We start from the raw sequence: 26,698 nt of genomic DNA on the forward strand, positions 1-26,698 counted from the left end.
ACACCCGATGAACTGTAAAACAAGCCGACTCCTGATTTTTTTGATCCTCTTTGCAGGAAGTACATTTCCCACATTTGCACAAAAGACTTTAAGCAGTCTGAATCAGACACTTCGCTACTCCAGGTACTCAAGGTTGTCTTTAAAAGTCATTCCTATTAAGGTATCCGAGACGAGTTATAAACTTCAGTTGCAGGTAGAAAAAATCGAAGAAAACCCTGTCTTCAATACTTTTAGTTTCACCTATTCCATTCTGGATAGCTATGAAGAGGAGATTCTTTCTGACAACACAATTATTTTAACTTCAGATGACCTCAAGTATGATACGGACAGGCATTGGGTTTTTGAAAAGACAATAGATATACCTGAAACCACGGAAACTTCCATTGCGCTTTTCACGGCGCTGGACACCAGACAGGGTGATGAATATTATTATTCTACAGATATCAAAAGTAGTTTCGTCTTCGATACACCGAGTTTTGGAGCCTATTATGCGAATTATGTGGGTTTTGATCAAAACTACCTGAACGCAGGCGAGTCCTTGCTTTTCCAATCCAACGATGGACCAACGCTGCACGGCTTTTACTACCCGATCAACCTTGAGGTTCCTTACCCGCCGATGGAGACCAAGCCCGCAGCAGTTCCAAGAGAATTAGAAGTGATAGATGAGGGTGATTTCTTGGAAAATGTCCCAAAATCATTTGATAAAATCGGATATTATTTCATCCAAAGTGATACTTCAGCCAGCACAGGTTTGGTATTGAAAACTACCCATGAAGCTTTCCCAAAAGTGAAAGACTGGGACGAGATGGTGGATATGGTCACTTATATTTCCACCCGAAAAGAACACGAAGACTTGAAATCCGCCGAGGACAAAAAGAAGGCTCTAGATATGTACTGGCTCAGTTTGACCAAAAATGCAGACACTGCCAAAGAGCTGATCCGGGAGTATTTCCGGCAGGTGGAATTCGCCAATTTATTGTTCACTGACTTCAAAGAAGGCTGGAAAACGGATAAAGGAATGGTCTATATCGTGATGGGGCCACCAGAGGAAGTGAACTTTTATTTGGACAGGGAAGTGTGGAGTTATGGAGGAACTAACGAGAGTTCAAGAATTCGCTTTACCTTTGCGCGGGTTAAAAACATACTTAGCCCTCACTATTACACCTTGAATCGCTCACGAGCTTATCAGCCGGTTTGGTTCAAAAACATATCCATATGGAGAAGCGGAAAGATGGCTTTTTGATTGAAAAAGGCGAACACGAAAAAGACTTTATTTTTGGTACCCGAGCAGTGATGGAGTCCATCCACGCAGGAAAAGACATCGACAAAGTCTTGGTGCAAAAGGAGATCAACAACGACCTGATCAAGGAATTGCTGAAGCTTTGCAAAACAGAGAAAATCCCTGTTGTACGTGTACCAGAGGCAAAACTGAATAGAATCACGCGGAAAAACCATCAAGGTGTGGTAGCTCAGATGTCGTCCATAGAATACGCTTCGTTGGATCACGTGATCGAGAGTTGCTTCAATGTGGGAAAAGCTCCATTGATCTTGGTTTTGGATAGAATCACTGATGTAAGAAACTTTGGAGCCATCGCCAGAACGGCTGAATGTGCAGGGGTGGATGCCATCGTCATTCCTGAAAAAGGCAGTGCCCAAATCAACTCAGATGCGATCAAAACTTCTGTGGGAGCGTTAAATTTCCTTCCTGTAGTGCGGTCAAGAAATCTATTTTATACCTGTCGGGACCTTCAGAAATCCGGTTTGGTATTGGTAGCTATCACCGAAAAAACTGATAAAACCATGTATGACACCGATTTTTCTGTTCCTGTTGCGATGGTTATGGGTTCGGAAGAAGATGGAATTTCTACAGAATTGATGGGAATAGTGGATGAAAAAGTGAAAATCCCTATGGCTGGTAGAATCGAAAGTTTGAATGTATCCGTATCTGCAGGAGTTGCTATTTACGAGGCTATCAGGCAGCGGAATTGAGAATATAAAAAAGTGCAAAAGGGGAAGGGTTATATAAACTCTTCCCCTTTCTTTTTTGCATTGGACACAAATTCGCGGAATTTCTTCTCCGCATCGAGTTTGCAGATCAATAGGACGTTATCTGTTTCATTCACCAGGTAGTTTTCCAAACCTTGAACGACAACAAGCTTATCACCTTTTACCTTGATGTAACTGTTTTTAGTTTCGTACAAAACAGCATTTGCTTCTACCACATTGTTTTCCTTATCCTTGTCCTTTAAGTCATAAAGACTGCTCCAAGACCCCAAATCTGACCAACCAAAATCTCCCAGAATAACATAAACCTGACTCGATTTTTCCATGATTCCATAGTCAATGGAAATACTTTTCATTTGGGTATAGGCAGCGGACACAAACTCGGCTTCTCCGGCTTTACCATAGAATTCTTTTCCTTCTTCAAACACCTCAGCCAAATCCGGCATGTGCTCTTCGAATGCCTCAATCAAACTCTTTGCTTTCCAGATAAACATCCCCGAATTCCATACAAAATCCCCACTTTCAATTAAGGTCTTTACTAATTTGGAATTTGGCTTTTCGATGAAAGTCTTCACCCTGTACACATGTGTATTTGGCTTTTCGATGTATTGGATGTATCCATACGCTATTTCGGGTCTGTTCGGCTTGATGCCAAGTGTGATTAATTTCCCGTCATTTGCCGCTTCTACCGCCTTCTGTAGGGTACGTTCAAACTTCTTTTCATGCAAAACCAAATGATCTGCAGGAGTTACAATGATAGTAGCGTCTGGGTCTTTGGAATAAATGCTATAGGTAGCATAGGCTATACAGGTTGCCGTGTTTTTACGCAAAGGCTCAGTCAATATCTGATGATCCTTAAGCTCTGGCAGCTGCTCTTTCACAATGGAAAGGTATTTTCTGTAAGTTATGACCACAAACTGATCCGGTTCAGCTAGTTCAGCAAACCGATCAAAGGTCATTTGCAATAAGGTGCGCCCTGTCCCCAGTATATCCAAAAACTGCTTTGGTCGCTTTCTGCGGCTATAAGGCCAAAATCGCGACCCAATGCCGCCTGCCATAATTAAGATATAGGGTTTATTGTGCATGCTAAAAGTTAAACAATTCCTTCTTTCATCAATTCATGAATATGGACAAAACCTGCGATTTTCTCTCCATTCATAGCTACGAGTTGTGTGATATTATGATTTTTCATCATGTTCAACGCTCTGATAGCATATTCTTGTGTGGAAATGGATTTAGGATTTACCGTCATAATATCCGAGGCTTTAAGCGACTGGATATCAAGAGATTTCTGAAGCATTCTCCGCAAATCTCCGTCAGTAATAATCCCTTTCAAGTTGCCATCTTTATCTACTACTGAAGTAGCACCTAGTCTTTTCCCGGAAATCTCCATAATCACCTCCGCCAATCCGGCAGTCTCTGTGACTACAGGAATCTCATTGCTACCCAGTACATCTCCTACCCTAAGATACAGCTGCTTGCCCAAAGATCCTCCTGGATGATATCTCGCAAAGTCGTCGGAAGTAAAGCCTCTGGCTTCCAATAGACATACTGCCAAGGCATCTCCCAAAGCTAAATGTGCTGTGGTGCTGGTAGTCGGAGCCAGATTATGTGGACAGGCTTCCTCTCCAATGGTAGCATTCAAAATATAATCTGCCTGCTCGGCTAAAAAACTTTTGGTGTTGCTCACGAGAGCCACTAGTTTGGACCCCAACTTTTTCATCATGGGAACCAGCACTTTGATCTCAGGAGTATTACCACTTTTGGAGATACAAATGATGATATCATCTTCCTGAATCATTCCCAAGTCACCATGAATAGCATCAGCTGCATGCATGAAAATGGCAGGAGTGCCTGTAGAATTTAGGGTAGCCACTATCTTATTGGCAATAAGCGCACTTTTACCCACTCCGGTGATTACCACTCTACCTTTTGAGACCAAAATATACTCCACACAGGCTTCAAAATCGCCATCTAAAAAATCAACAAGATTTAACACGGCCTGAGCCTCGTTTTGCAACACCCTCGTGGCTGTATTTCTAATATTTTTAGCTAAATTCAATTTTACCTGCGTTTATAACTAATTTTGAACCTGGGTATAAATGTAATAAATCATTCCTGTTTACAGGCTTTAGTTACCCTTTTAGCCCCTCAACAAGTGGAAGAAAAAGTAAAAGCAGATCTTAAAAAAATCTTTGGATTCAGTCAATTCCGTGGAAATCAGGAATTGATCGTGGATAACTTGCTTAATAAGCGGAATACTTTCGTCATCATGCCTACGGGCGCTGGCAAATCTTTGTGCTACCAATTGCCCGCCGTTATCAAGGACGGGACAGCTATAGTCATTTCTCCTTTGATTGCTTTGATGAAAAATCAAGTCGATCAACTGCAAGCGCTAGGAATAAATGCCCATTTCCTTAATTCTACGCTGAATAAATCTGAGGCAACACGAGTCAAAAGTGAGGTTCGAAGTAAAAAGACCAAACTGCTCTATGTCGCTCCAGAATCGCTGACAAAGGAGGAAAATGTCGAGTTCCTCAAATCTGTGGAACTTAGTTTTGTAGCCATAGATGAAGCGCATTGTATCTCAGAATGGGGTCATGACTTCCGGCCTGAGTACCGGAGGATCAAGTCCATTATCGCGCAAATCGCTCCTGATTTACCAATAATCGCACTGACTGCCACTGCTACGCCAAAGGTGCAGCAGGACATCCAGCGTAACCTTCAGATGGAAGAGGCCGATTTATTCAAATCTTCATTCAACAGAACCAACCTTTTCTATGAGGTTCGTCCCAAGGTTAAGAATGATTCGAAGAGGGATCTGATCAAATTCATCAAAGGACACAAAGGAAAGTCAGGAATTATCTATTGCCTCAGCCGAAAGAAAGTTGAAGAAATAGCACAACTACTCCAGGTCAATCAAGTCAATGCAGCGCCCTATCACGCAGGGCTGGATTCCTCCGTTCGGATCAAAACCCAGGACGATTTCCTCAATGAAGAACTGGATGTAATCGTAGCAACTATTGCCTTTGGGATGGGAATCGACAAACCCGATGTGCGCTATGTTATCCACTATGATGTGCCCAAATCGCTAGAGGGATATTATCAGGAAACCGGCAGAGCTGGTCGCGACGGACTAGAAGGTCATTGCCTCATGTTCTACCGATACGAGGACATCATCAAGCTGGACAAATTCAATAAGGACAAACCGGTCACAGAGCGGGAAAACGCCAAACTTCTGTTGCAAGAAATGGCAGCTTACTCTGAGACGGGCGTATGTAGAAGAAAATTCATCCTTAATTACTTCGGAGAAACGATGGACGATGATTGTGGCTTTTGCGACAATTGTAAGCGCCATCGAGAGACATTCGAAGGAATGGATATGGTCACCACTGTACTGGAAGCGGCACAGCAAACGAATGAGCGCTTTGGCTTGGATCATTTGGTAAAAGTGATTGTGGGAGAATCGACAGATTACGTGTTAAGCTATTCGCACGACAAATTGCCTGTCTTCGCTAAAGGAAAGGAATCCTCGGAAAAAACCTGGATTGGAGTGATTCGTCAGGTGATGATTCTAAATATGCTTGAAAAAGATATCGAGAATTATGGTATCCTCAAATTAACGCCAAAAGGCAAAGATTTTCTCGATGCTCCCTTTGAACTAGAACTGCACCATGACCACGACTTCGCTGCAGAAGTAGAAACCGGGCAGGCAGAAATCGACATTAATATGGGGATTTCTTATGACGAAAAGTTATTTGAACTGTTAAAAGCAGAACGGAAAAAAGTCGCCCGTACCAAAGGACTTCCACCATATGTGATCTTTCAGGACCCTTCTTTGGAAGAAATGGCTACAGTCTATCCTACCACACGCGAGGAGCTTGCGCAAATCATTGGCGTAGGTATGGGAAAAGTCGTTAAATTCGGGTCTTCGTTCCTGAAACTCATAGCGAGCTATGTGGAGGAAAATGAGATTGAGACCGCATCAGATGTGGTAGTAAAATCATCCGGAACCAGATCCAAAGTAAAGATTTCAATTATCCAGCAGATCGACCGCAAGGTAGGCTTGGACGAGGTAGCAGAAAACCTCAACATGAGTATGAGTGACTTGCTCCATGAAATAGAGCAGATCATTTATAGCGGAACTAAACTAAATATAGATTACTACATAGAGGCCATCATGGACGAAGACCGGGAGGATATGCTCCACGATTACTTCATGAATGCCAGCAGTGATCAGATCAAAGCAGCCTTAGAGGAACTTGAAGATGAGGACTTTGCAGAAGATGAACTGCGGGTTTATCGTATCAAATTCATCTCAGAGCATGCGAATTAACTTGAATTGAGTCAATGAATATACTCTTATTAGGGAGCGGGGGCAGAGAACATGCTTTCGCCTGGAAGATCGTACAAAGCACCAACTGTACCCAATTATACGTAGCTCCGGGAAATGCCGGCACAGAAAGCATAGCTACTAACGTCGCGATCAGCATCACTGATTTTGACGCGATCCGGGATTTTATCACCTCTAAAGATATCGCACTTGTAGTTGTAGGCCCGGAAGAGCCTTTGGTGAAAGGCATTGTAGATTTCCTACAAAATCAACCTGAAACCGCAGCTATTCCGGTGGTAGGGCCTTCTCAACTTGGTGCTACGCTGGAAGGAAGCAAGGACTTCTCCAAGAGATTTATGCAGCGAAACAATGTGCCTACAGCTGCCTATGAAACCTTCACCGCAGATCAATTGGAGGCAGGACTAGCTTATTTGGATAGTCAAAATCTACCAATCGTATTGAAGGCAGACGGACTTGCTGCCGGCAAAGGTGTACTGATTTGCTTGACGCTCGAAGAAGCTAAAGCCTCTTTGAAAGAAATGTTATTGGATCAGAAGTTCGGTGAAGCTTCTTCCAAAGTTGTGATTGAAGAATTTTTGACAGGAATCGAATTGTCTGTTTTTGTGGCAACTGATGGCAAAAACTATAAGATTTTGCCGGAGGCGAAAGACTATAAGCGCATCGGAGAAGGAGATACAGGATTGAATACAGGAGGAATGGGAGCTGTCAGCCCGGTTATTTTCGCAGACGAGGCCTTTATGGCCAAAGTAGAAGAGAAAGTAGTTAAACCAACAGTAGATGGGTTGGCAAAAGAAAACATTCCCTACAAAGGATTCTTATTCATTGGGCTGATGAATAAAGACGGCGAGCCACACGTTATCGAATACAATGTGCGTATGGGCGACCCAGAGACAGAAGCAGTCCTTCCTAGAATTGAAAGTGACTTTTTGGCTTTGCTTCATGGCATCGGCACTGGAACACTGGATAGTTATGAATTAAAAATCTCTCCAGATTACGCTACTACAGTAGTAATGGTAAGTGGAGGATATCCTGGTTCATATGAAAAAGGGAAAGTTATTTCTCTGCCTGATACGGTGCAGGGAGCGGAGATTTTCCATGCAGGTACAGGAAGAAATGAATCAGGAGAATTAGTCAACCAAGGTGGTCGGGTAATCGCTGTAACAGGTAAAGGGGAATCATTGCAAGAAGCCTTGAGCAATGCCTTTGCAACGGTAAAAGGTATCAATTGGGATCAAGCCTACTACCGAAAGGATATCGGAATGGATATCCTGAACTTAATGTAATTAAACCCAAAACTAACCAGGGCTTTGCCCCTGTCTATATATTATGTCTGGATGTAGCACATGCTCAACCTCCTCCGGAGGAACCGGAGGTTGCCAAAGTAACGGCAGCTGCGGGACGAGTGATTGTAATAAAATGAATGTCTTCGATTGGCTATCTCACATGGGAATTCCCGAGGTGGACAACTTTGACATTGTAGAAGTAAAATTCAAAGGCGGAAGAAAAGAATACTACCGAAATGTAGATTTCCTCGCTTTAAACACCGGTGATCCTGTCGTTGTGGACGTTCCAAGCGGACATCACATTGGCTATGTATCCCTTCAGGGCGAACTTGTTCGTCTGCAAATGCAAAAAAGAAAAATCAGGAATGACGATGAAATCCTGAGAATATACCGTGTCGCCAATCAAAAGGACATGGAAAAGTGGGGAGAAGCCCAAAATCGGGAAATTCCAACTCTTTATCGTTGCCGTCAGATTGTAGAGGAATTTGGGCTAAAGATGAAAATGTCCGATATAGAATATCAGGCAGATAATTCTAAAGCTACTTTCTATTACTCTGCAGATGACCGGGTTGATTTCCGTGAACTCATCAAAGCTCTTGCTGGAGAATTCAGAATCCGCATTGAGATGCGTCAAATCAGCCTAAGGCAAGAAGCAGGAAGACTCGGTGGAATCGGAGTCTGCGGTAGAGAGCTGTGCTGTTCTACCTGGCTGGTTGACTTCAAAAATGTAAGTACTTCAGCTGCACGATACCAAAACCTATCTCTGAACCCTGGGAAACTAAGCGGACAGTGCGGCAGACTGAAATGCTGTCTAAACTATGAGTTAGATACATACATGGATGCGATCAAAGACATTCCATCTATAGATCGTCCTCTTCAGACAGAATCAGGCCCAGCCAAACTTCAGAAAACGGATATTTTCCGCAAGCTGATGTGGTTTAGCTATAACAATGATAACGACTGGCATAGCATCACTTGTGAGCGGGTAAAAGAGATCCTTGCAATCAATGAGAAAGGCAAAAAAGTTTTTACTCTTCAGTATAATGAAGCTTCTGAAATTGAAGATTTAGCAGCTAAATCAACACGGGAACTGGAACTTTTGGATAAAAAGTTTGCCTCCACTAGCCCTAAACGCAAGAAGAAGCCTCGCCCACAAAATAGAAATTCGGGTGGAAATAGGAATCAACAAGCTTCGAATAAGCCTGATTCCAAACCAAACAAACCTGAAGCTCAGCAGAATGCTAATCAAGGTTCAAGACCAGCGGGTGATCAACCTAAAAAGCGTAGAAATAAAAACAGGAATAAGCCTAGAAACCCTGATGCTAATGCTGGGCAAGCTACAGCACCTCAACCTCAGCAGCCAAAAGCACCAAATGGCCCTCCAAAAAGGCAAAATGTGCAAAAGCCAAAAGCTAATGACGGAAACCAGGGGAATGCTGCAAATGCAAATACCGGAGATGCTAAGCCAAAACCGCAGGGAAAAAAGAAATTCCCTCCACGAAAGAATCAAGGACCAAATCCAAATAAACCAGGGAATGAATAAGGTAAAGCATTGCCTATTTATAGTACTAATTCTCGTAAGTGCTGCCTGTACAGACGGGCGTATTTACGAGGATTTCCAAAGCCTCCCAAACCAAAATTGGGGCATCAGAGATAGCCTGTTTTTCGACCTTAAGGATGTAGAGCTGATGGATACCCCTGACTTAGTTGCAGTGAAGTTTAACGAGGAATATGCATTTTCGAACTGCTATTTAAGAATCATCTCCAAGGATTCAGCGGGAGTGATTCTTGACAATAAGCTTGTGAATCTGATTTTATTCGATCCAAAGTCTGGCGAACCACTGGGCGAAGGATTTGGCAATTCTTATACGCGCTATGACACTCTCCCTTTCTTATTTGATCAAAACACTAAAAGTCTTACCGTTTTGCAGTACATGAGGCAGGATCAATTACCGGGTGTTGAAGCTGTGGGGATTAAGATTTTGAAGTAAAGCACTGATAGAAAAAAAATCCCGCTGATTACCGCTGATTTTGATTTCGATTATTCATTGCAATTCGCATTTTTTTTGGATTTGTGAAGATCTGCGAAAGTTATCTGCGCCGATCTGCGGGAAAAAGAACTTCCTACTTTTGCGGGCAATTCCTCATTTCAACACTTTTCGAAAACAAACGCTATTCTCAATCCCAATGTATTGCGCATAATTGGGAATGATAGAATAGCCTTTCTTTTTATATAAGGCTACAGCCTCTAACTGTCTTTTTCCAGTTTCGAGCACACAATCTTTATAGCCCAGTTCTGCGGCCCATTGCTCCAATTCCGACAATACTCGAGAAGCCAAACCTTTGCCGCGAGAATCAAGCTTGGTGAACATTCGCTTCACTTCCATACTATCCTGATCAAATTCCTTGATAGCTCCGCAGGCTAGAGGAACTCCATTTTCCGAGCAAACCACCACGTTATTTAACTTTACAATGGTATTGAATTGATTGTAAAAGTCATGCTCTCTCCCATCCTTCTCTGCTAAATAGTCATCCAGCAACTTTACCAAGGCTACAAAATCAGGATTTGAGGAATCTGTGCGGGTGAGTGTGATCATGGTATGAAGATAAATTAAAATAGGTAGTAACCCATTTCTGAAATAAAAGTTATGATTAAACCTATTGGATTAAGCTCTTTAGTAACAATCCCAAATAATTTGAATTTGTGAAAAAGGTGAATTCCATGGAATGCTTATCTTGAACCAATAATCCAAAGAAAACCAAAATGATCTACAAACGCCTCTTAGCATCAGTTTTAACAACTCTACTTTTCATATGCACTGTTTCAATCAGCTTCGGGCAGTCAACATCCCAGCCTTTCGTATACGGAGACCTCTTGCCTGACGCTCCAGAATTGGCAGCGCGAGGTGAGTATGCCGTAGGAGTACAGACCTTAGATTTAATAAATCCGAATCAGCTCGACATTCTAAATTATGGTAAGGGAGGAGATTCCCTTTACAATAGACCTTTGAAGGTGGAAATCTGGTATCCCGCAACTGCGAATTCAAATGAATTAATTTCTTATGATGAAGTAATGGGACAGAATGGCTCGCCAACTCGACCTCTTATTCCCTTCACTTTTCTAGGTAGAGCGACACGAAATGCAAAACCTGTCTATACTGAAGCTACTTTTCCTCTGGTGATCGTATCTCACGGATACACAGGTTCAAGGTATTTAATGACCTATCTCACAGAGAATCTTGCTTCCAAAGGATACGTAGTAGTGGCTATAGATCATACCGAAGCAACTTTCAGAGATGCCGGTGGCTTCCAAAGCACGCTCCTAAATAGGTCTCTAGACGACCTTTTTGTATTAAATGAAATGGCAAGATTGGGTCAGGATGAGAACTCTTTTCTGAAAGGCTTGGTGAATTCTGAAAACACTGCATTAATTGGTTACTCTATGGGTGGATATGGTGCAGTCAATGTAGCAGGTGCCGGATACAGTCCTCAAGCCTCTCAACTTTTTGGAGCAATGTCAGGTGGAAGCAAAGCTCTATTAAAAAGAAGTGCAGGCAACCCGGAATTTAAGGCTTCCATAGATCCAAGAATCAAAGTGATTGTTGCTTTTGCTCCATGGGGCATGCAGCGTGGAATTTGGAATGCAGAAGGATTGGCTGGCATCAAAATCCCTTCTCTGTTTGTGTCAGGCAGCAAAGACGATATTTCTGGATATGAAGACGGAACCAAAGCCATCTATGAAGGAGCAGTAAACTCTGAGAGATATTTGCTCACTTATATAGACGCACGTCATAATACTGCTCCAAATCCTGCACCAGCTGAAGCCTATGCTGCGGGTTTAAGTATTGATGAATATCTGAGATATGCTGATTCTGTGTGGGATATGCGTAGAATCAATAATATCAACCAACACTTTGTTACTGCATTTCTTGGCTTTTATCTAAAAGGTAATGAAGACTATAAATCCTATATGGATGTGAATGCAAATCCTGAAGCTAAGGAATGGCCTGGATTTAAGCCTCGAACTACCGTGGGATTAGAATTGGATCATAAATCGGCCAACCCTTAAAAGTAACTAGCCCACGATTGATAAAGTGGGCTAGTTTATTGCTACAATCCATACTTCTCTCCCATTCCTCTAATCAACTCGTATCCTTTTTCTGCCATTTCCCAAGGTTCGGAAAAATCCCTCCATACCCCTATAGAATTTGCAAAAGCAGGATCGTTTCTGGTAAAGCCTTCGATAGTCAGCCAGCCTTTGTACTGAATTTCCGCAAGCGCTTTGAAGGTCTCATCGAAGTTCACATGCCCTGACCCTGGAGTACCTCTGTCATTTTCAGAAATATGAAAGTGCCCTAATTGTGGAGCAATGAACTTGATTGCATCTCCGAGCTTTTTCTCCTCGATATTCGCATGATGTGTATCAAACATTGCTTGTACATTCGGGTGATCGACTTTCTTCAATAAATAAGAAAGCTGCTCCATGGTATTGCAGAGGTAGCACTCGAAGCGGTTTAAAGCTTCAGGAGTCAATAAAACACCAGCATCTTTGCCGTAATCAGCAACTCCATGAAGTACTTCAGATGACCAATTGTATTCATCTTCTATGGGCTCCCGGGAAGCAAACACGGTAAAGCCAGAATGATACGGCCCGCAAAGTACCTGAGCATGTAGATCATGAGCTCTGTCTATCACCCATTTAAGCTGTTCTGAGGCAGCATTTCTAACTTTAGGATCAGGAGAAATGGGATTTTGCTCCGGCCCCATCACTGTCACAGCTGTCACTTCCAGTCCTATGTCAGCGCAATGCTTGCCGACCAGCTTAAAGGATTCTTCAGGTGATCCACCAATGAAAAACTCAGCGCCATCATACCCAATCAGTTTCAATCGATCTAAAACTGGCAATAGCGCCTCTGACATCTCTGCCGACCAGGCCAGCACATTAAATCCTATTTTGTTCATGTATTTCTCACTCAGTTGTTTTATTTATTTCATTTAAAACTTCATTATTCAACATTTGATATTCATCATTCATTATTAAAATGTCGATCGGAGAATGTCAAATGAAAAATAATGAAGAAAATCCCTCAACTATTTAAAATCTGATACTTTCATTCCCTTCCGGAAACTATCAAAACCAAACATTGTCGGCTCGTAGCTCCCTACTATTTCCACAGGTAGCTCAGCCGTAATCACTTCTGGCATATCCAGTAACCAAAAGGAAGCATTTACGATCAAGCGACGCATATCCTCCACCTGAAAATCAATAGAAGAACCCAACGTACTGCCGAAAACCATACCAGTTTTACCACCATCAAGCGAATACTCCTTTGTCCAGGCAATGGGCATAATTGATTTGTCCCACATCAATGGGGCTTCGGGAGTCATTCCAGCTGTAGATTGACCGAACAGAAGTACATTGGCAGAAGATGGTAAATTCTTTATGGAGTAAACATCCGTCGGAGCCCAGATATCGTCAATTCCTCTCAATATCGGGTGATCAGCATCGCGGTCAACTCCATCGATCAAGGCTCTTGTACCCTCAGACTTGTGAATTCCATGATGTGCTACCCAAGTTTCCCCAATGATCTGCTGTCCGAAGCCACCTTCCCATCCTGCCACTTTGCTGTTCCATGTCCATTTAGCAAAAGGAGAGTTTTGGTCCTTAATTGCAAATGGATGAGTGGATGTTCTAAGTGCAATAAATGGTTTTCCGGATTTGAAATAGTTCTCCAAATGCTTCATCTGATCCACTGGCAGATCCCGGAAACGAATCAGCATGATGACCAAATCAGCATTATTAAGCTGCTCCAGACCGGGAATATTGTTTTGGTAGCTTGGAACTATGTTTCCTGTCTCAGGTTCGATAGGAAAAAGTACAGTTGTATTAAAACCATAATGTGTGGAGAGGATTTTTGCCATCATCGGCATGGATTCCTCTGATCTATATTCATCGTCCCCAGAAATCAAGACTATGTTTTTTCCATTTCCAGCGCCTTTTTTTCCTTCAAACTGTAAGTAGGTTTTCCCGTTTTGAGCTGATGCACAGGAAATTGAAAAGGCTGCAAATAAAATCAACAAAAATGCAGACTTTTTGAGAGGTGATTTTTTCATGGTTTATTAAGGGATTGAATTCGGAAAATAGCAAAAGTTTCAAGGGTTTTCGTCCTGTTCCCAAAATTCTCTTTCGGTATCGATTCCGTTAATTCTTTAGCCTTTCAACATAAAAATGGAGAAACTAGCAGTAAAAAATCCCTACTTTCTCACTTGAAAATCAATTTGCACTACCCAAACTCCCTTAAAATATGAAAACGGACAGAAGAAATTTTCTCAAGACTGGCTCACTAGCCGCCTTAGGACTTAGTGGGATTTCTATAGTTCCATCCACCGTACTAGGCAAATCCATGGGACACATTGCCCCTAGCGACAAAGTCAACCTTGCTTGCTGTGGAATTGGAAACCGTGGTGCTCAGATTATGAATGCGTTATACGATACAGGTTTATGTAATATCGTCGCGCTTTGTGACGTAGATATGGGTGCTCCTCATACTACAGCAATGATGGAAAAATTCCCTAACGCGAAACGCTTCCAGGATTTCAGAAAGATGTTTGATGAATTTGGAAATGGATTTGAGGCGATCACTGTAGGAACTCCAGATTTCTCGCATTTCCCTATTACCATGCTGGCAATGTCCGAAGGCAAGCATGTCTATACTGAAAAACCTATGGCGCGTACATTCAATGAGATTACACTCATGATGGACTCTGCCAAAAGACATAATGTAGTGACTCAAATGGGAAACCAAGGTCACTCGGAAGGTAATTACTTCCAGTTTAAAGCATGGAAAGAAGCTGGAATCATCAAAGATGTAACGGCAGTGACCGCTCATATGAACAGCCCAAGGAGATGGCATGGCTGGGATGTAAATATGCAAAGCTTCCCAAAAGCAGAGCCTATTCCTTCTACCCTTGATTGGGACACTTGGCTGGCAGCCAGAAGTGAGCATAAGTATAATAAAGACTTTATCAATGGCCAGTGGAGATGCTGGTATGACTTCGGAATGGGCGCTTTGGGAGACTGGGGAGCGCATACCATGGATACTGTGCATGAATTCCTAGACTTAGGATTACCATACGAAGTCGATCCCGTAATGCTAAAAGGCCACAACCCATTCTTCTTCCCTATGTCTTCTACTCTGGCTTTCAAATTCCCTGAGCGTGGAGATATGCCTCCATTGACCCTAACCTGGTACGATGGCGTGGACAATATCCCCCCAGTTCCGGCAGATTATGGAACTTCGGAATTGAATGCAGATATCCCTGCAGCCAGCAATGGGCAAATCCAACCAGCAAAACTAAACCCTGGCAAGATCATTTATGGCAAAGACCTGACGTTCAAAGGTGGTTCTCATGGCAGTACCCTTTCTATCATTGGAGAGGAAAAAGCAAAAGCCATGGAAAGTAAACTTCCTGAAGTACCTGAAAGTCCTTCAAACCACTTTGCTAACTTCCTGAAAGCCTGTAAAGGTGAAGAACAAACGCGATCACGATTTGAGATTGCTGGGCCCTTGAGTCAGGTATTCTGTCTAGGAGTGTTGGCGCAGCAGCTAAATACAACGTTGAAATTTGACAGAGAGACTCAGCGCATCACAAACAACCCACTGGCAAATCAACTACTTGCCGGAGAAGCTCCTAGAAAAGGCTGGGAAGAGTTCTATACACTGTAATTACAATTTGCTTAACGCTAAAGGCTGGAATGAGAAATCGTTTCAGCTTTTTTATGAGAAAATATTTCTCGCGACGGCGCTGCAAAGATAACTCCCGCAAAGGCGCTGAGGCGCAGTTTTTACTTTACCTGAGCGACAATTAGCGTTTTTACTGTGTTCGTTTTTTCGGGCCTTGATGAATCATTTAACCCTAAGCACACCTAATCTGAAAATTCTATTTTGATTTCTATGACTTAAAAATTGCGCCATTGCGCCTTCGCGGGATACTCTGTTAGAACTTAGGACAAGGAAGCAAGGTATCTCGTCTTCTAGGCTGGCCTTGATTGTTATTAGGCAAGGTCCAGGACAAGCTCAACTCATGTGCTCCACCAGACTGAATTCCCAACTGGGAAACGGTGTAATCAAAGCTGTACCCTACATTCAGACCAGAAAGTAGATTCAACCCAACCATCATCACAATGGCATCCCGGTTGCTTTGCTCCTCCACTTTTTTGTAAGGAAGCCCTCTATACCAAAGTCCAAAAACTATTGGCTCCACATAAAAATAGGCTCCCACATCCAACTGCTCGAAGGGTCCTTGCTTCTTATAGTTAATTGTCGGAGTCAAGTATCGCTGCTTTCTCATGTGCGTAAAATCGCCCCGCATCCTTCCTTCTCCTAAGGGAATTCTATAGCCTGCATGCGCTGAAAACTTAACAGGTAATGGGCTGTCACCGTCAATAAATGACTGATTTGGCTGATTCACATGATGAGCCGAGCCACCTATCCAAAAATCCTCAGTGAAAAACAACCCGCCAAAGGAAAGAGAAAGCATATTTACAGGATCTCCTAAACCATCGATTTCAGATCCAGGAAAGATTGGCCCAAAGGGATCGTTTGGATTGATTTGGTTGGCAAAAATCAGATTTTCATAAAATCCGATTTCTCTTCGGATATAACTTGCCTGAAATCCTGGACGAAAAAAAGTTTTTTCTCCCAACTTTAATTCGTAAGAATAAATGGCCGAAATCGTGGTTGATCGCAATTTGGAAGCCCCCTCTGTATCTTGCATAACCATTACCCCAATCCCTGAGTTGTAGTCATTCAGGTAGGTATCGTAGTAAGCAGAAAATGTGGTGAATTGGGCATCTATACTAGGCCATTGGTTTCTATAATTGAAGCCTACACGCCCCGTCAACTCAGATCCTGCAAAAGCCGGATTTAAGTAAAGAGGTGCCGCATAATATTGGCTATATTGCGGATCCTGTGCATAGGCATTGGTTCCTACAAATAGTCCAACCACGCAAAGAAAAACAACGTAAACCAGAGACCGTAACAAGTATTTGTTCGTTAATTTGAATATTCAGTAGGCTTCTTCAACGTTACAGAACGTATGTTGTTTTAGAAGCAGTTCGAAAATTATGAAAAGCAGCCCTAATTCCATAAGGTTACCCTACATTTTTACGATTACCCTCCTATTTACAACTTTTGTATTTAATACAGCCGTGTATTCACAAGGTTTTAATGACAATGAGTGGATTTTCGGCTATTGTAGTGGATCTACGGAAAACAACTATTTGTCCTTTGGAAAAGGAAATACCCCAACCGTTCAATCTATTCCTGGATCAATTGTCTTCACCGATAGAAATTCTGCACTAGCGATAGATCCTATTACAGGGCAACCCCTATTCCTAACAAATGGTGAGTTGGTTTATGATTTCAGCCAGAATCCGATCCAGGGCGTAGGATCTGGTCTCAATGGAAATATAGATGGAACCCAGCAAGTGGCGACTGGTTTTCTGGAGTACGATCCTGAAGGAAACAAGCTTTTTTACATCTTCTATACTTCGCTGGGCGGAGATCTACAATATGCCGTAGTGGATATGAATGCCCCAGGCCAAGCCACCGGTAACGAACGGCCTTTAGGCGAAATCACTTCCAGCGACAATAAAATCGGAAATGCCTCCGGAGCTCTTTTAGTGGTGAAGACACCTGCCTCTCCATCCTATCTCATCAGCTTTGATAATGGGAATCTGATTTCGCGAAGCATTAATTCTGGAGTGGGCAACTTCAGTACCACGGACAGTCAAGGCATTTCTTCCACTCCAAAACAAATTGTCTTCAATGACGAAACAAGCCAATTAATCTTAATCCCCGAGTCTGACACCGACCCTATTTTAGTGGTGGATTTTGATACGAGTAGCGGAACTTTCGGATCTCCTACTCCTATTGCCCAATCATCCGGAAATGGCACTTATGGGGGCGCAGAGTTTTCTCCTGATGGTAATTACATCTACTATTCGGCTGGAAATACATTATACAGAGTGCCCACTACAGATCTTTCTGCCACACCTGAAGAAATGCCAATTGAATCACCTGGCACTCCTCCGGTGGATCTTTTCGCTATCTATGACATCAAAGCTGGACCCGACGGAAGTATCTATTACATCTACGAAGAAGTAGATGGTGGTCCTCAACTCTTAGGAAAAGTCACTAATCCAAATGAAGCAGATCTGGCGCTGGTGGAAGTGGAAGAAGATCCATTTACAGGTACAGACTTTTGCGGAACCGTTTTTCCCACTTTTGCACCCAATGCAGATGTTACCCCTACTGTTGATTTCACCTGGGATCCAGAAATGCCCTGTGCAAATAATCCAATCCAACTTACCTCAGAATTAACTCCAGAGAACTACAGGCCTGTAAGTTTCGCTTGGAATTTTGACCCTCCGCTAACTGACTCCACCGGAAATGCCCTTCCGGCGGATTATGCGCAAGAGCATTTTTTAATCCCTGCAGACGCAGCATCAGGTCAAAGCCTGAATGTAACACTGGAAGTGACCTTCGCTGATAGCACGACTCAAACAGTGAACCATACAATTACCCTGACGGAAAACAATCTGGAAGCTAATTTTTCTCCTTCAGACACCACTTTGTGTGAGACATGCCTGGATTTAGATCCCCTGTTAATGGCCCAAAACCAAGGAGGGGATGGAGAAGGTGGAGCACCAGGAATGGGAGGTGGTCAAGGTGGTGGAGCCGGCGGTGGTGGTGAAGAATATGAATATTTCTGGTCAAACAAACGGGATCAGGGATGGATTGGTAAGGAAGCCAATGAAGTATGTTCTCCAGGATTGTACTGGGTTTTAGTGCGCGAGCCTGGTTCCTCATGCTATGCATATGCTGAGATTCGGGTCAAAATGTGGGATGTTCAGGATCAAACAAACAATATCTGGTATTTTGGAGATGGAGCCGGACTAGACTTCAATCCTGACCCGGATGACCCGGATGCGCCAACGCCACGACCTATTGCTTCACCACATCCTCAAAGTATCCCAGCAGGAACTACCACCATTTCTAGTCAGGATGGAGAAGTTTTATTCTACACTGACGGACAATCTGTTTGGGATCTCAATGGAGATCTAATGGAAAACGGGGATGATATTGGAGGAGACAACGCAAGCAGCCAAGGTGTGCTGGCTGTGCCGGTTCCTGGAGAAGAAACGCTTTTCTATCTCTTCACGAATCAACTTTCAGCGAATGGATCCAATGAAGCAAAGTATTCCCTAGTGGATATCAAATCGGAGAATCCAACCGGAGTCGGTAATGTAGTCACCAAGGACAATTTCCTTTTCAGCCCATCAACAGAACATACCGCCGCTCTGGATGCGGGCGACACGACTTGGGTGATGTATCATGAACTTGGCAACAATACGTTCCGGGCATATCCCGTTTCATCACAAGGTATAGGCCAACCCGTTTTCAGTTCTGTAGGGTCTAATCATGGATTTAATTCCGGAGTCGGCGCTATGAAATTCAACGCTGACGGAGATCAAATCGCAGTGACCATATCTGAAGGAGGTTGTAATAAGCTGGAGATTTTTGATTTCGATAGTGATACTGGAGAAATTACCGAATATGCTAGAATCGATTTAGGTTGTGACGGCGATGTATATGGAATGGAGTTCTCAGAAGACGGAGAGCGAATCTTAGTATCGTATAGAAATGGCGGTTCAGGCATCGAGGAATTTGTGATTAAAGCAAACGAAAATGATGACCCTGCTGCTGCCGTTTGCCCTACTTGTTTTGAAGGAGCTGGGACTCGGGCAGAAATTGAAGCTTGTATCATCAGCACCAAAAATCAAATCAGCGATACTGCAGGACTCGATCTTGGCGCATTGCAAATCGGCCCAAATGGTCAAATCTATGTAGCCGTAGTCGGGGATAATAGAATCGGGCAAATAAATGTAGGATCTGGATGTAATTCTGAAAGTACATTTACCCAAGACGGAGTAGAGCCTATGCCAGGCTCATCGAACCTCGGACTTCCTTCCTTTGTCCAGAACTCTGGAAGCTCTATCCCTGAACCAGGACTCGCAGCACCTGCCAGGCTTTGTCTTGACCCAGAACTTGGAGCTGGAGCACTTCTTGAAGGAGGCGGAGAGCCTGATATTGACAGTTACTTCTGGACTATTACCAATAATGATGATGGGACAGTTGTCAGAGATAATTATGGTGGCCCGGGAGATGAATTCCAGAACTTGGACCAGATATTCAATAATCCTGGAACCTATACCATAGAACTGAGAGTGGATAGATGCGGTGACCCTGAGTATTTCAGAGCTAGCACTGAGATTTTGGTAGAGGCTCCACCGGAATTGACTTTGGCGGATGATGCCACGCTTTGCGCTGGAAATCCAGTTACACTCACTGCTATAAATGGATACGACCCTGCAGAAGGTCTGTATGATTTCCAGTGGACAAATGCTGCCGGAGAGGTTTTCGGAGACGAAAACTCCAATGAAATCACTGTGGATGAGGAAAGTATTTACACCGTCAATGTGAGCTACAGATTGCCTGATGGGCTTTCCGATGATGAAGCTATGCTTTTCGAAACTTGTCCTGCCACGGCTGAAATTTTTGTTGGCCCTGCATTCGAGTTTGATTTGACACAAACAGCTACAGAAGTATGTTATGAAGAAACTTCTGTGACTTTTGCGCCAAATACACCGATTTCTGGGGAATGGTTTTACACCTTAGCTGGTGACCCAAATCGCGTTGCTTTAGGAGAGTTCTTTGAACTTGAGCTTTTCATCAATACACTTCCAAGTCCTGGTCAGTACGAAATCATTTTTGTGACACAAGATCCGATTTTGGAAGGCTGTACGGTTGAGAAAACATTAAATCTATTGGTGAATGAACTTCCAATTTTCACAGCAACGCAGACAACACCAGCCACAGATTGCAATACGCCTGATGGCTCTTTTGAGATCACCATGCAAACTGATGCTGCAACGGTAAATGTTTTGGAAACCGGAGATACATTTTCAACTATTACTGCCGGAAGTTCAGTTCAAGTAACAGGAGTTCTTCCGGGAGTTTACACCATAGAAGCCGAGAATAGTTTTGGTTGTAGTTACACTCGAAGCATTACGGTAGAAAACAGTAACCCTCCGGTTGGCTTTGAATATACGGTAACACCGACAGATGAAATATGTGGTCCCAATGGCGTTCAAAATGGCCTGTTAACAATCAACTTTACTACTTCTCCACAATCAGGATCTTATACTGTCACTCGACAAGGTGATGGTCAGACTTTCCAAGGCACATTTACTTCGACTGATCAATTTGATATAACTATACCCTATGGTGAATATGCTGTCGAAATCCAAGATCCAAGTGGTTGTGCTATTCCAGACCCTACTATTTATACTATCTCCCAAAAATTTGAGGTTCTATTTTCTGTCCCAGCGAATTTGACAGCTTGTGAAAGCTTCACCTTCACGCCTACTTCGCCAGATACCTTGACTTATACGGTAACAAACTCTGGAGGAACTGTCATTTTCCCTGATACAAATGGAGAGTTCACCATTACGCAGTCTGACACTTATACGGTCAGAGGCGAAGATCCCACAGGAGTCAATTGCCCAAGAGAGGAAACAATAGTGGCTAATATCACCCAGCCGATAGATTTTGATGTTTCTCCGCCAATCGTGGATTGTCAAGTGGGAATTCAATACGAAGCCGTCCTTATTAATGCCGATCCTGCGGATGTAATATTCCTTTGGAAAGACGCACAAGGGGTGATCGTGGGAAGAAGACAGACATTCGTACCAAGTAGATCGGGTGATTATACCCTGGAGGTGCAGCCTGTGGCAGGAGGTTTATGCCCAACTGAGGAGATACCTTTCACAGCTGAGGTGATCTCTCAGCGAGTGGATGTGGCTTTGGATATTGTGCCGTTTTGCGTGGATCAAACAAGTACTACGATTACCATAGATGCTGATATGTCCAATGTGGCAGATATAGAATGGTATTCCGTAGTAGGTGGTACCCGCACTCGAATTCCGTCTTTTGATGGCCTGCCAATTATCGAGGTTTCTGAGGAAGGAACCTATGAAGCTTTGCTAAGAAGCAGTGTAGGATGTGAACTTGGCCGTGCAAATGGTGTCGTTTCCAAATCAACTATCACAGCGCCAGTCGTACCAGCCGGCTTTACCATTTGTGCGATTGAAGGCGTTACCCAGAGCATTGATCCTGGCACTTATGACAATTATTCCTGGAAGTTAGATGGTGAAGAAGTTTCTCAAGACCCTGTATTCACCCCTACTGAAGGCGGCATCTATGAACTCACCGTGTCTGACAATCTGGGTTGTGAATACATCACTACTATTGATGTGGTAGAAGACTGTTCCTTAAAAATTGTTTTCCCAAATGGTGTAGTTCTAAATGATCCAAACAGAAACTTTATCCTCTATGCAAATGAATACATAGATGATGTCGAAGTCTATATTTACAACCGGTGGGGAGAATTAATCTTCTATTGTGAGCATGAAAATATCGAGCCTAGCCAATCTTTCTGCCCTTGGGATGGTCAGGTGAGCGGAGAATTTGTACCAAATGGAACATATGCCGTGGTTGTGAAGTTTACCAGTGAAGACCAGAACATCACACAAAAATTAACCAAAGCGATAACAGTAATTCAATAGTATGCTTATCCTTATTTCCCCGGCAAAGACGCTGGACTACAGTACCCCAAATTTCACAGAATCCACCCAGCCTGATTTCCAAACAGACACTCAGTCATTGGTAAGAATAATGAAAAAGAAGTCGGCCAAAGAAATCGGAGAACTCATGCATATCTCTGATAATTTGGCAGAACTGAATGAGGAACGATTTAAGACTTTTCAGAAGGAATTTACCGAAGAAAATTCCAAGCAAGCACTATTGGCTTTCAAAGGCGATGTATATACCAAAATCGACGTAGATGAGTATTCAAAAGAAGATTTTGATTTTGCCCAATCGCATCTTCGGATTCTTTCTGGGCTTTACGGACTGCTTAAACCTTTGGATCTGATCCAGCCCTACCGCTTGGAAATGGGGATTAAACTGGAAAATAAAAAAGGAAAAAACCTGTATGAGTTTTGGGATAAGAAAATCGCCAAAGCTATCAATGAAGCTGCAATGGGCCAGCCGATCATCAATTTAGCTTCTCAGGAATATTTTAAAGCAGTTCATTTGAAATCCTTGAAAAGCCCACTGATTAATATAGAATTCAAGGAATTTAAAGATGACAGCTATAAAATCATCGGCTTTTTTGCGAAGCAAGCCCGTGGAATGATGAGTAACTTTGCCATCAAAAATAGAATCACTGATCCTGAGCAGCTTAAGACCTTCAATGAAGGTGGATACGAGTATTCTGATAAACTGAGTGAGGACAACACTTGGATATTTGTACGGTAATCACTCAACCACCTTTATCACAAAGTGTTGTAGCCATTCTTGGTTTTTCACCTATATAAAATTGTAACTTAGGGGTTGTAAAAAAAATTTTATAACCCTACTTTGATCCCAACACGCCTAAAAACTGTAGTATTTACCTTTATTTCCCTTTGGGTTATATTTTTTGCTTATGCTTCATTGGAGAAGCTGGATAAAAGAAATTTCCCATACTATTTTAAAGAACAAGCCCAAGTTGATCCTGAATTGACAGGTCCTGATAGGTTATGTAACGTTTTTGGCAGTGTGGTAGGGACATTCTCAGGAGGAGGAGATCCTGCTACTGATGTTTACAAATGGACTATTCTAGCACCGGATGGAAGTGTGTTATTCACACGACCTCAGGGATCCTTTCCAACAATCGAATACACATTTGAGCTCTTAGGAACACATAAAGTAATGCTTCAGGTTAGTCGTGGAGGTATAATCATTGCGGATTTAGAAAAAGAAGTAGCGATTATAAAAGGCCCTGAGTTTACATTGGCAGGTAGCTACAAAGTTTGTCCCGGACAGGCAATAGAACTACAAGCCATCGCTCCATCGAGTTCTAATTTTTCGAACTATATTTTTGAATGGAAAGATGAAAATGATCAAGTCGTAGGCACAGCCAATACGCTCAGTGTAACTACCCCAGGTTCCTATTCTGTTAAATTTTACTTTCCAGATGGTGAAGGCAATCCGGTGTGCAACAATACGCTGAATACACGTGTAGAAATTTTAGAATCTATTTCTATTGTAGAAAGTTCCTCCACAGTTTGCAGAGATGGGAGTATTACTTTCACTGCTGAGCCATTAAGTGTAGGGCGGTGGTTTCTGACAATTCCAGGCGAGTCAACCCCTGTTGATCTGGGAAATTCATCTTCTGTGACCCTTTTGCCAACTAGAGATTTACCGACTTTTGGGGAGTACAGTATTGAGCTTATCATTGAAAACTCACAAAATCCATCCTGCAGTCCAAAGGCTTTCAGCACATTCAGCTACAAAGAGCAGCCTGTAATAGCTGTATCTTCAGTCATTAGTTCAAGTGGTTGCTTCAATCCGGATGGAGGGTTGGAGCTTATTGCAGAAACTGATTTGGACTTGGTGAGAGTTGGTACTTCCGGATCCATTTACGGTCCATTCCTAGCCGGGGAAACGATAACTATCACTAATCTCAAATCCGGTGGCTACACGCTATACTCCTATCTTAACGGCTGCCAAAATACCTTGGGAGCGGTAGTTCCACTGAATGACCCGCCTTCTGTTTTAGAGTTTGAAATAGAAAATATCACTCCAGAATCTTGTACTACAACTGGGAAAATAAAAGGTTCATTCGATGTAAAACTCGAAAACGGACTAACAGAAGGCTCATTTCGGGTCATCAATGAAAGAGGTGAAGTAGCTATTAAAGATGCCTTACCCACTGCCAACCCATTCAAAATAGAATTGGGTGGAGGTAAATATTTCTTTGAAATTTTGGACAAAGACAGTTGCAATCTGCCAACAAGGGAATTGATTGAGATTCCAAGCAAGCCTCAGGTTTCCTTCTTTATTCCAGACTCTCTCACGATTTGTGGTTCTTTTGACCTGCTTCCAGAAACCTCAGAAAGCCTGCTTTTCACATTGACAGATCCTTCTGGGAATGTTAGCTCAGCTAGTACGGGAGAACCTTTCACACTTACCGAGGCAGGCGAATACAGTCTGGTCGGGATACTGCCCGATCAGGATGATATTTGCCCATCCGAAAGAAAGCTAATTTTAAGTACTACAGCGCCTATTCCATTTGAACCAAGACTTAAGAGTGAAGATTGTGTGATTGGTAATCGAGTCTTTGAAGCAGACATCGATGGATATGATCCTAATTTGGCAGAATTTTTCTGGAGAAATGCAGTAGGAGATACGATAGGCACAGGACAAAACCTATTTTTATCCCCTACTACTATTGGTACGTTTTCCTTGGAAGTGCAACCCAAAAACTCTGAAAGCTGCCCTATTTCTCCAAAAGAATTCATAGTCGAAGAACCTGTGCTATTTGTAGATGCCTCGATAGTTACCACCAAATTATGTGAATTTGGCCCGGAAGCGATAGTGGAATTAATCACCACATCTCCAGAAGCAGTCACTGACATCCGCTGGAGGCGATTTGATGAAGCCGGGGAAATAGTCCCTTTACCTGAATTCGATAATCAAACGATCATCAACACAAGAATTGGTGGAACCTACGAGGCTTCTGCTTATAGCATCATACCTCAAATCAATAAAAACTGCGAGCTTGGAAGAGCTACTTTTCAGTTGGACCTAACTCCTGACAAAGTGCAGTTTGACATACCTGAGGAACTGGCTATTTGTGATTACCACGAAATAACTCCCCAAACTAATCAAGCGTTAGAGTTCTTTCTCACAACTCCATCAGGGGCTGTTATTGAAAAAACCTCAGGTCAATCTTTCACCCTTGAAGAAGCTGGAGTCTATACATTTCTTGCATTCGACAGCAATAGCCCGACTGCATTTTGTCCTGAGCAAAAAGAGCTAGTAGTCACCTTAGCCGATGCTGTGGATTTCCAGCCAGTTTTGTCTGAAGAGTTTTGCGATGGAAGCAGGAGATATCAGGCATCTATTTCCAATTATGAGGTAGAAGATGTGGAAATCACCTGGAAGGATCAAAGTGGCAATGAAATCGGAAATAATGAGTTTTTAACGATTAGCACACCGGGGAACTACAGTCTAGAGGTGCAGCCAGCGAATGTCATACCTTGTCACATCACACCAATTTCATTTGAAGTTTTGCCTCCGGTATTGGAAGTTGATGTGAGTTTGTTCGCTGAGCCTCTGTGCCCAGATTCCCCTTCTGCTACTATTCGGGCGGAGGCAGATTTCAGTCTAGTCACCTCGATAGAATGGTGGTTTACCTCGCCTACAGGAGAACAGTCTGAGTTAGTTGAAAATCGTAACAAGGAAGAAATTTTAGCTATCAATGAAGGAACCTATGAGGTACGCTTGCTGAACCAAATCCCTTGTTTACTGGGACTTGACCAAGTACTGATTCTTAGAAGTACAGATCCAGTTCGTCCAGAAGTGAATGATAACTATCAAGTATGTCCAAAATATGAAATTGGCCCTACGATTAATCCCGGAAACTTTGCCAGCTATGAATGGTACATGGGAGATCAACTGGTTTCTACCAATCCAATATATAAACCAATAGCTGTGGGGAATTATCAGCTAATCGTATATAGTAACGAAGGCTGTGCATACCAGGCAGAATTCACAACAGAAGAAGAGTGTGAACTAAGGGTAATTTATCCTAATGCCATTCAGCATGGAAATCCGGATAAGGAATTTTTACTTTATACAAATTACCTGATCGACGAATTGGATCTGGTGATTCTGAATAAGTGGGGACAGGTAATCTTCCAATGTTCTCAAACCAATCTAATATCAGAAGAGTCAACATGTGCCTGGGATGGAACCTACAATGGAAAAGCAATACCTAATGGTAATTATGCCGTACGTCTCAACTTTAAGAATTATGAAAAGAACATTTCCAAGTCCGAGTTTGGCTCGATTTTGATCATAGAATAGCTAAGAAACCTAGA

At 42.8% G+C, this 26,698-nt stretch carries 17 protein-coding genes; 11 read left to right on the forward strand and 6 right to left on the reverse strand.

Annotated elements, in window-relative coordinates; genetic code table 11:
* Positions 1 to 7 precede the first annotated feature (7 nt).
* Positions 8 to 1,243, forward strand: a complete 1,236-nt coding sequence (locus tag BM386_RS13410; RefSeq protein WP_091695135.1) for a GWxTD domain-containing protein — start codon at positions 8 to 10, stop codon at positions 1,241 to 1,243.
* Positions 1,216 to 1,989 carry a 23S rRNA (guanosine(2251)-2'-O)-methyltransferase RlmB gene (gene rlmB / locus BM386_RS13415; protein WP_091695137.1) on the forward strand — a complete coding sequence of 258 codons (774 nt, stop codon included), beginning with the start codon at positions 1,216 to 1,218 and terminating at the stop codon, positions 1,987 to 1,989. Before BM386_RS13410 ends, rlmB begins: the two co-directional genes overlap by 28 nt.
* Before the next feature lie 29 nt (positions 1,990 to 2,018).
* Here rlmB and BM386_RS13420 read toward each other — a convergent pair whose 3' ends face one another.
* Both BM386_RS13420 and BM386_RS13425 read right to left on the reverse strand, forming a co-directional pair.
* Complete coding sequence (locus tag BM386_RS13420; RefSeq protein ID WP_091695140.1) at positions 2,019 to 3,089, reverse strand: mannose-1-phosphate guanylyltransferase; 1,071 nt, start codon at positions 3,087 to 3,089, stop codon at positions 2,019 to 2,021.
* A gap of 8 nt (positions 3,090 to 3,097) precedes the next feature.
* Positions 3,098 to 4,066, reverse strand: coding sequence for a KpsF/GutQ family sugar-phosphate isomerase (locus BM386_RS13425; RefSeq protein ID WP_091695143.1), 969 nt, complete (start codon positions 4,064 to 4,066; stop codon positions 3,098 to 3,100).
* A gap of 96 nt (positions 4,067 to 4,162) precedes the next feature.
* Here BM386_RS13425 and recQ point away from each other — a divergent pair, with 96 nt between their 5' ends.
* The 4 genes from recQ to BM386_RS13445 all read left to right on the forward strand — a co-directional run bounded on the left by recQ (position 4,163) and on the right by BM386_RS13445 (position 9,632).
* On the forward strand, positions 4,163 to 6,340 hold the full coding sequence (gene recQ / locus BM386_RS13430; RefSeq protein WP_091695488.1) for a DNA helicase RecQ: 2,178 nt from the start codon (positions 4,163 to 4,165) through the stop codon (positions 6,338 to 6,340).
* Positions 6,341 to 6,354: 14 nt separating this feature from the next.
* Positions 6,355 to 7,641 (forward strand): phosphoribosylamine--glycine ligase, encoded by a 1,287-nt coding sequence (gene purD / locus BM386_RS13435; RefSeq protein WP_091695145.1) that lies wholly within the window; start codon positions 6,355 to 6,357, stop codon positions 7,639 to 7,641.
* A gap of 133 nt (positions 7,642 to 7,774) precedes the next feature.
* Complete coding sequence (gene ricT, locus BM386_RS13440; RefSeq protein WP_091695148.1) at positions 7,775 to 9,184, forward strand: regulatory iron-sulfur-containing complex subunit RicT; 1,410 nt, start codon at positions 7,775 to 7,777, stop codon at positions 9,182 to 9,184.
* Entirely contained in the window at positions 9,177 to 9,632 is a 456-nt protein-coding gene (locus BM386_RS13445; RefSeq protein ID WP_170857098.1) for a gliding motility lipoprotein GldH, read from the forward strand. The genes ricT and BM386_RS13445 overlap by 8 nt, the downstream gene beginning before the upstream one ends.
* Positions 9,633 to 9,785: 153 nt before the next feature.
* Here BM386_RS13445 and BM386_RS13450 read toward each other — a convergent pair whose 3' ends face one another.
* Positions 9,786 to 10,238 carry a GNAT family N-acetyltransferase gene (locus BM386_RS13450; RefSeq protein WP_091695153.1) on the reverse strand — a complete coding sequence of 151 codons (453 nt, stop codon included), beginning with the start codon at positions 10,236 to 10,238 and terminating at the stop codon, positions 9,786 to 9,788.
* 167 nt (positions 10,239 to 10,405) lie between these two features.
* Between BM386_RS13450 and BM386_RS13455 the strand changes: the two genes are divergently transcribed.
* Complete coding sequence (locus BM386_RS13455) at positions 10,406 to 11,710, forward strand: alpha/beta hydrolase family protein (RefSeq protein ID WP_091695156.1); 1,305 nt, start codon at positions 10,406 to 10,408, stop codon at positions 11,708 to 11,710.
* A gap of 41 nt (positions 11,711 to 11,751) precedes the next feature.
* Here the strand turns inward: BM386_RS13455 and BM386_RS13460 are convergent, their stop codons facing one another.
* On the reverse strand, positions 11,752 to 12,603 hold the full coding sequence (locus BM386_RS13460) for a sugar phosphate isomerase/epimerase family protein (RefSeq protein WP_091695159.1): 852 nt from the start codon (positions 12,601 to 12,603) through the stop codon (positions 11,752 to 11,754).
* Positions 12,604 to 12,732: 129 nt separating this feature from the next.
* Positions 12,733 to 13,755 (reverse strand): ThuA domain-containing protein, encoded by a 1,023-nt coding sequence (locus BM386_RS13465; RefSeq protein WP_091695164.1) that lies wholly within the window; start codon positions 13,753 to 13,755, stop codon positions 12,733 to 12,735.
* A 191-nt stretch (positions 13,756 to 13,946) separates the two neighbouring features.
* Between BM386_RS13465 and BM386_RS13470 the strand changes: the two genes are divergently transcribed.
* Positions 13,947 to 15,368, forward strand: a complete 1,422-nt coding sequence (locus BM386_RS13470) for a Gfo/Idh/MocA family oxidoreductase (RefSeq protein ID WP_091695167.1) — start codon at positions 13,947 to 13,949, stop codon at positions 15,366 to 15,368.
* A 271-nt stretch (positions 15,369 to 15,639) separates the two neighbouring features.
* On the opposite strand, the gene BM386_RS13475 is transcribed toward BM386_RS13470, so the two are convergent.
* Entirely contained in the window at positions 15,640 to 16,686 is a 1,047-nt protein-coding gene (locus BM386_RS13475; RefSeq protein WP_091695170.1) for a PorP/SprF family type IX secretion system membrane protein, read from the reverse strand.
* An 82-nt stretch (positions 16,687 to 16,768) separates the two neighbouring features.
* Between BM386_RS13475 and BM386_RS13480 the strand changes: the two genes are divergently transcribed.
* The 3 genes from BM386_RS13480 (at position 16,769) to BM386_RS13490 (ending at position 26,684) form a co-directional block, all read left to right on the forward strand.
* Entirely contained in the window at positions 16,769 to 22,333 is a 5,565-nt protein-coding gene (locus BM386_RS13480; RefSeq protein WP_091695173.1) for a T9SS type B sorting domain-containing protein, read from the forward strand.
* A 1-nt stretch (position 22,334) separates the two neighbouring features.
* The gene (yaaA, locus tag BM386_RS13485; protein WP_091695175.1) at positions 22,335 to 23,087 is read left to right on the forward strand and encodes a peroxide stress protein YaaA; all 753 of its coding nucleotides are present in this window, start codon (positions 22,335 to 22,337) and stop codon (positions 23,085 to 23,087) included.
* 102 nt (positions 23,088 to 23,189) lie between these two features.
* Complete coding sequence (locus BM386_RS13490; protein ID WP_091695178.1) at positions 23,190 to 26,684, forward strand: T9SS type B sorting domain-containing protein; 3,495 nt, start codon at positions 23,190 to 23,192, stop codon at positions 26,682 to 26,684.
* Positions 26,685 to 26,698 lie beyond the last annotated feature (14 nt).

Source organism: Algoriphagus locisalis (genome assembly GCF_900116615.1).
GTDB lineage: Bacteria > Bacteroidota > Bacteroidia > Cytophagales > Cyclobacteriaceae > Algoriphagus > Algoriphagus locisalis.

Excerpts from the sequence above, each read along its gene's own strand:
- BM386_RS13410 (WP_091695135.1), top strand. The coding sequence starts at position 8 with ATGAACTGTAAAACAAGCCGACTCCTGATTTTTTTGATCCTCTTTGCA.
- rlmB (WP_091695137.1), top strand. The coding sequence starts at position 1,216 with ATGGAGAAGCGGAAAGATGGCTTTTTGATTGAAAAAGGCGAACACGAA.
- BM386_RS13420 (WP_091695140.1), bottom strand. The coding sequence starts at position 3,089 with ATGCACAATAAACCCTATATCTTAATTATGGCAGGCGGCATTGGGTCG.
- purD (WP_091695145.1), top strand. The coding sequence starts at position 6,355 with ATGAATATACTCTTATTAGGGAGCGGGGGCAGAGAACATGCTTTCGCC.
- ricT (WP_091695148.1), top strand. The coding sequence starts at position 7,775 with ATGAATGTCTTCGATTGGCTATCTCACATGGGAATTCCCGAGGTGGAC.
- BM386_RS13445 (WP_170857098.1), top strand. The coding sequence starts at position 9,177 with ATGAATAAGGTAAAGCATTGCCTATTTATAGTACTAATTCTCGTAAGT.
- BM386_RS13450 (WP_091695153.1), bottom strand. The coding sequence starts at position 10,238 with ATGATCACACTCACCCGCACAGATTCCTCAAATCCTGATTTTGTAGCC.
- BM386_RS13455 (WP_091695156.1), top strand. The coding sequence starts at position 10,406 with ATGATCTACAAACGCCTCTTAGCATCAGTTTTAACAACTCTACTTTTC.
- BM386_RS13460 (WP_091695159.1), bottom strand. The coding sequence starts at position 12,603 with ATGAACAAAATAGGATTTAATGTGCTGGCCTGGTCGGCAGAGATGTCA.
- BM386_RS13465 (WP_091695164.1), bottom strand. The coding sequence starts at position 13,755 with ATGAAAAAATCACCTCTCAAAAAGTCTGCATTTTTGTTGATTTTATTT.
- BM386_RS13470 (WP_091695167.1), top strand. The coding sequence starts at position 13,947 with ATGAAAACGGACAGAAGAAATTTTCTCAAGACTGGCTCACTAGCCGCC.
- BM386_RS13480 (WP_091695173.1), top strand. The coding sequence starts at position 16,769 with ATGAAAAGCAGCCCTAATTCCATAAGGTTACCCTACATTTTTACGATT.
- yaaA (WP_091695175.1), top strand. The coding sequence starts at position 22,335 with ATGCTTATCCTTATTTCCCCGGCAAAGACGCTGGACTACAGTACCCCA.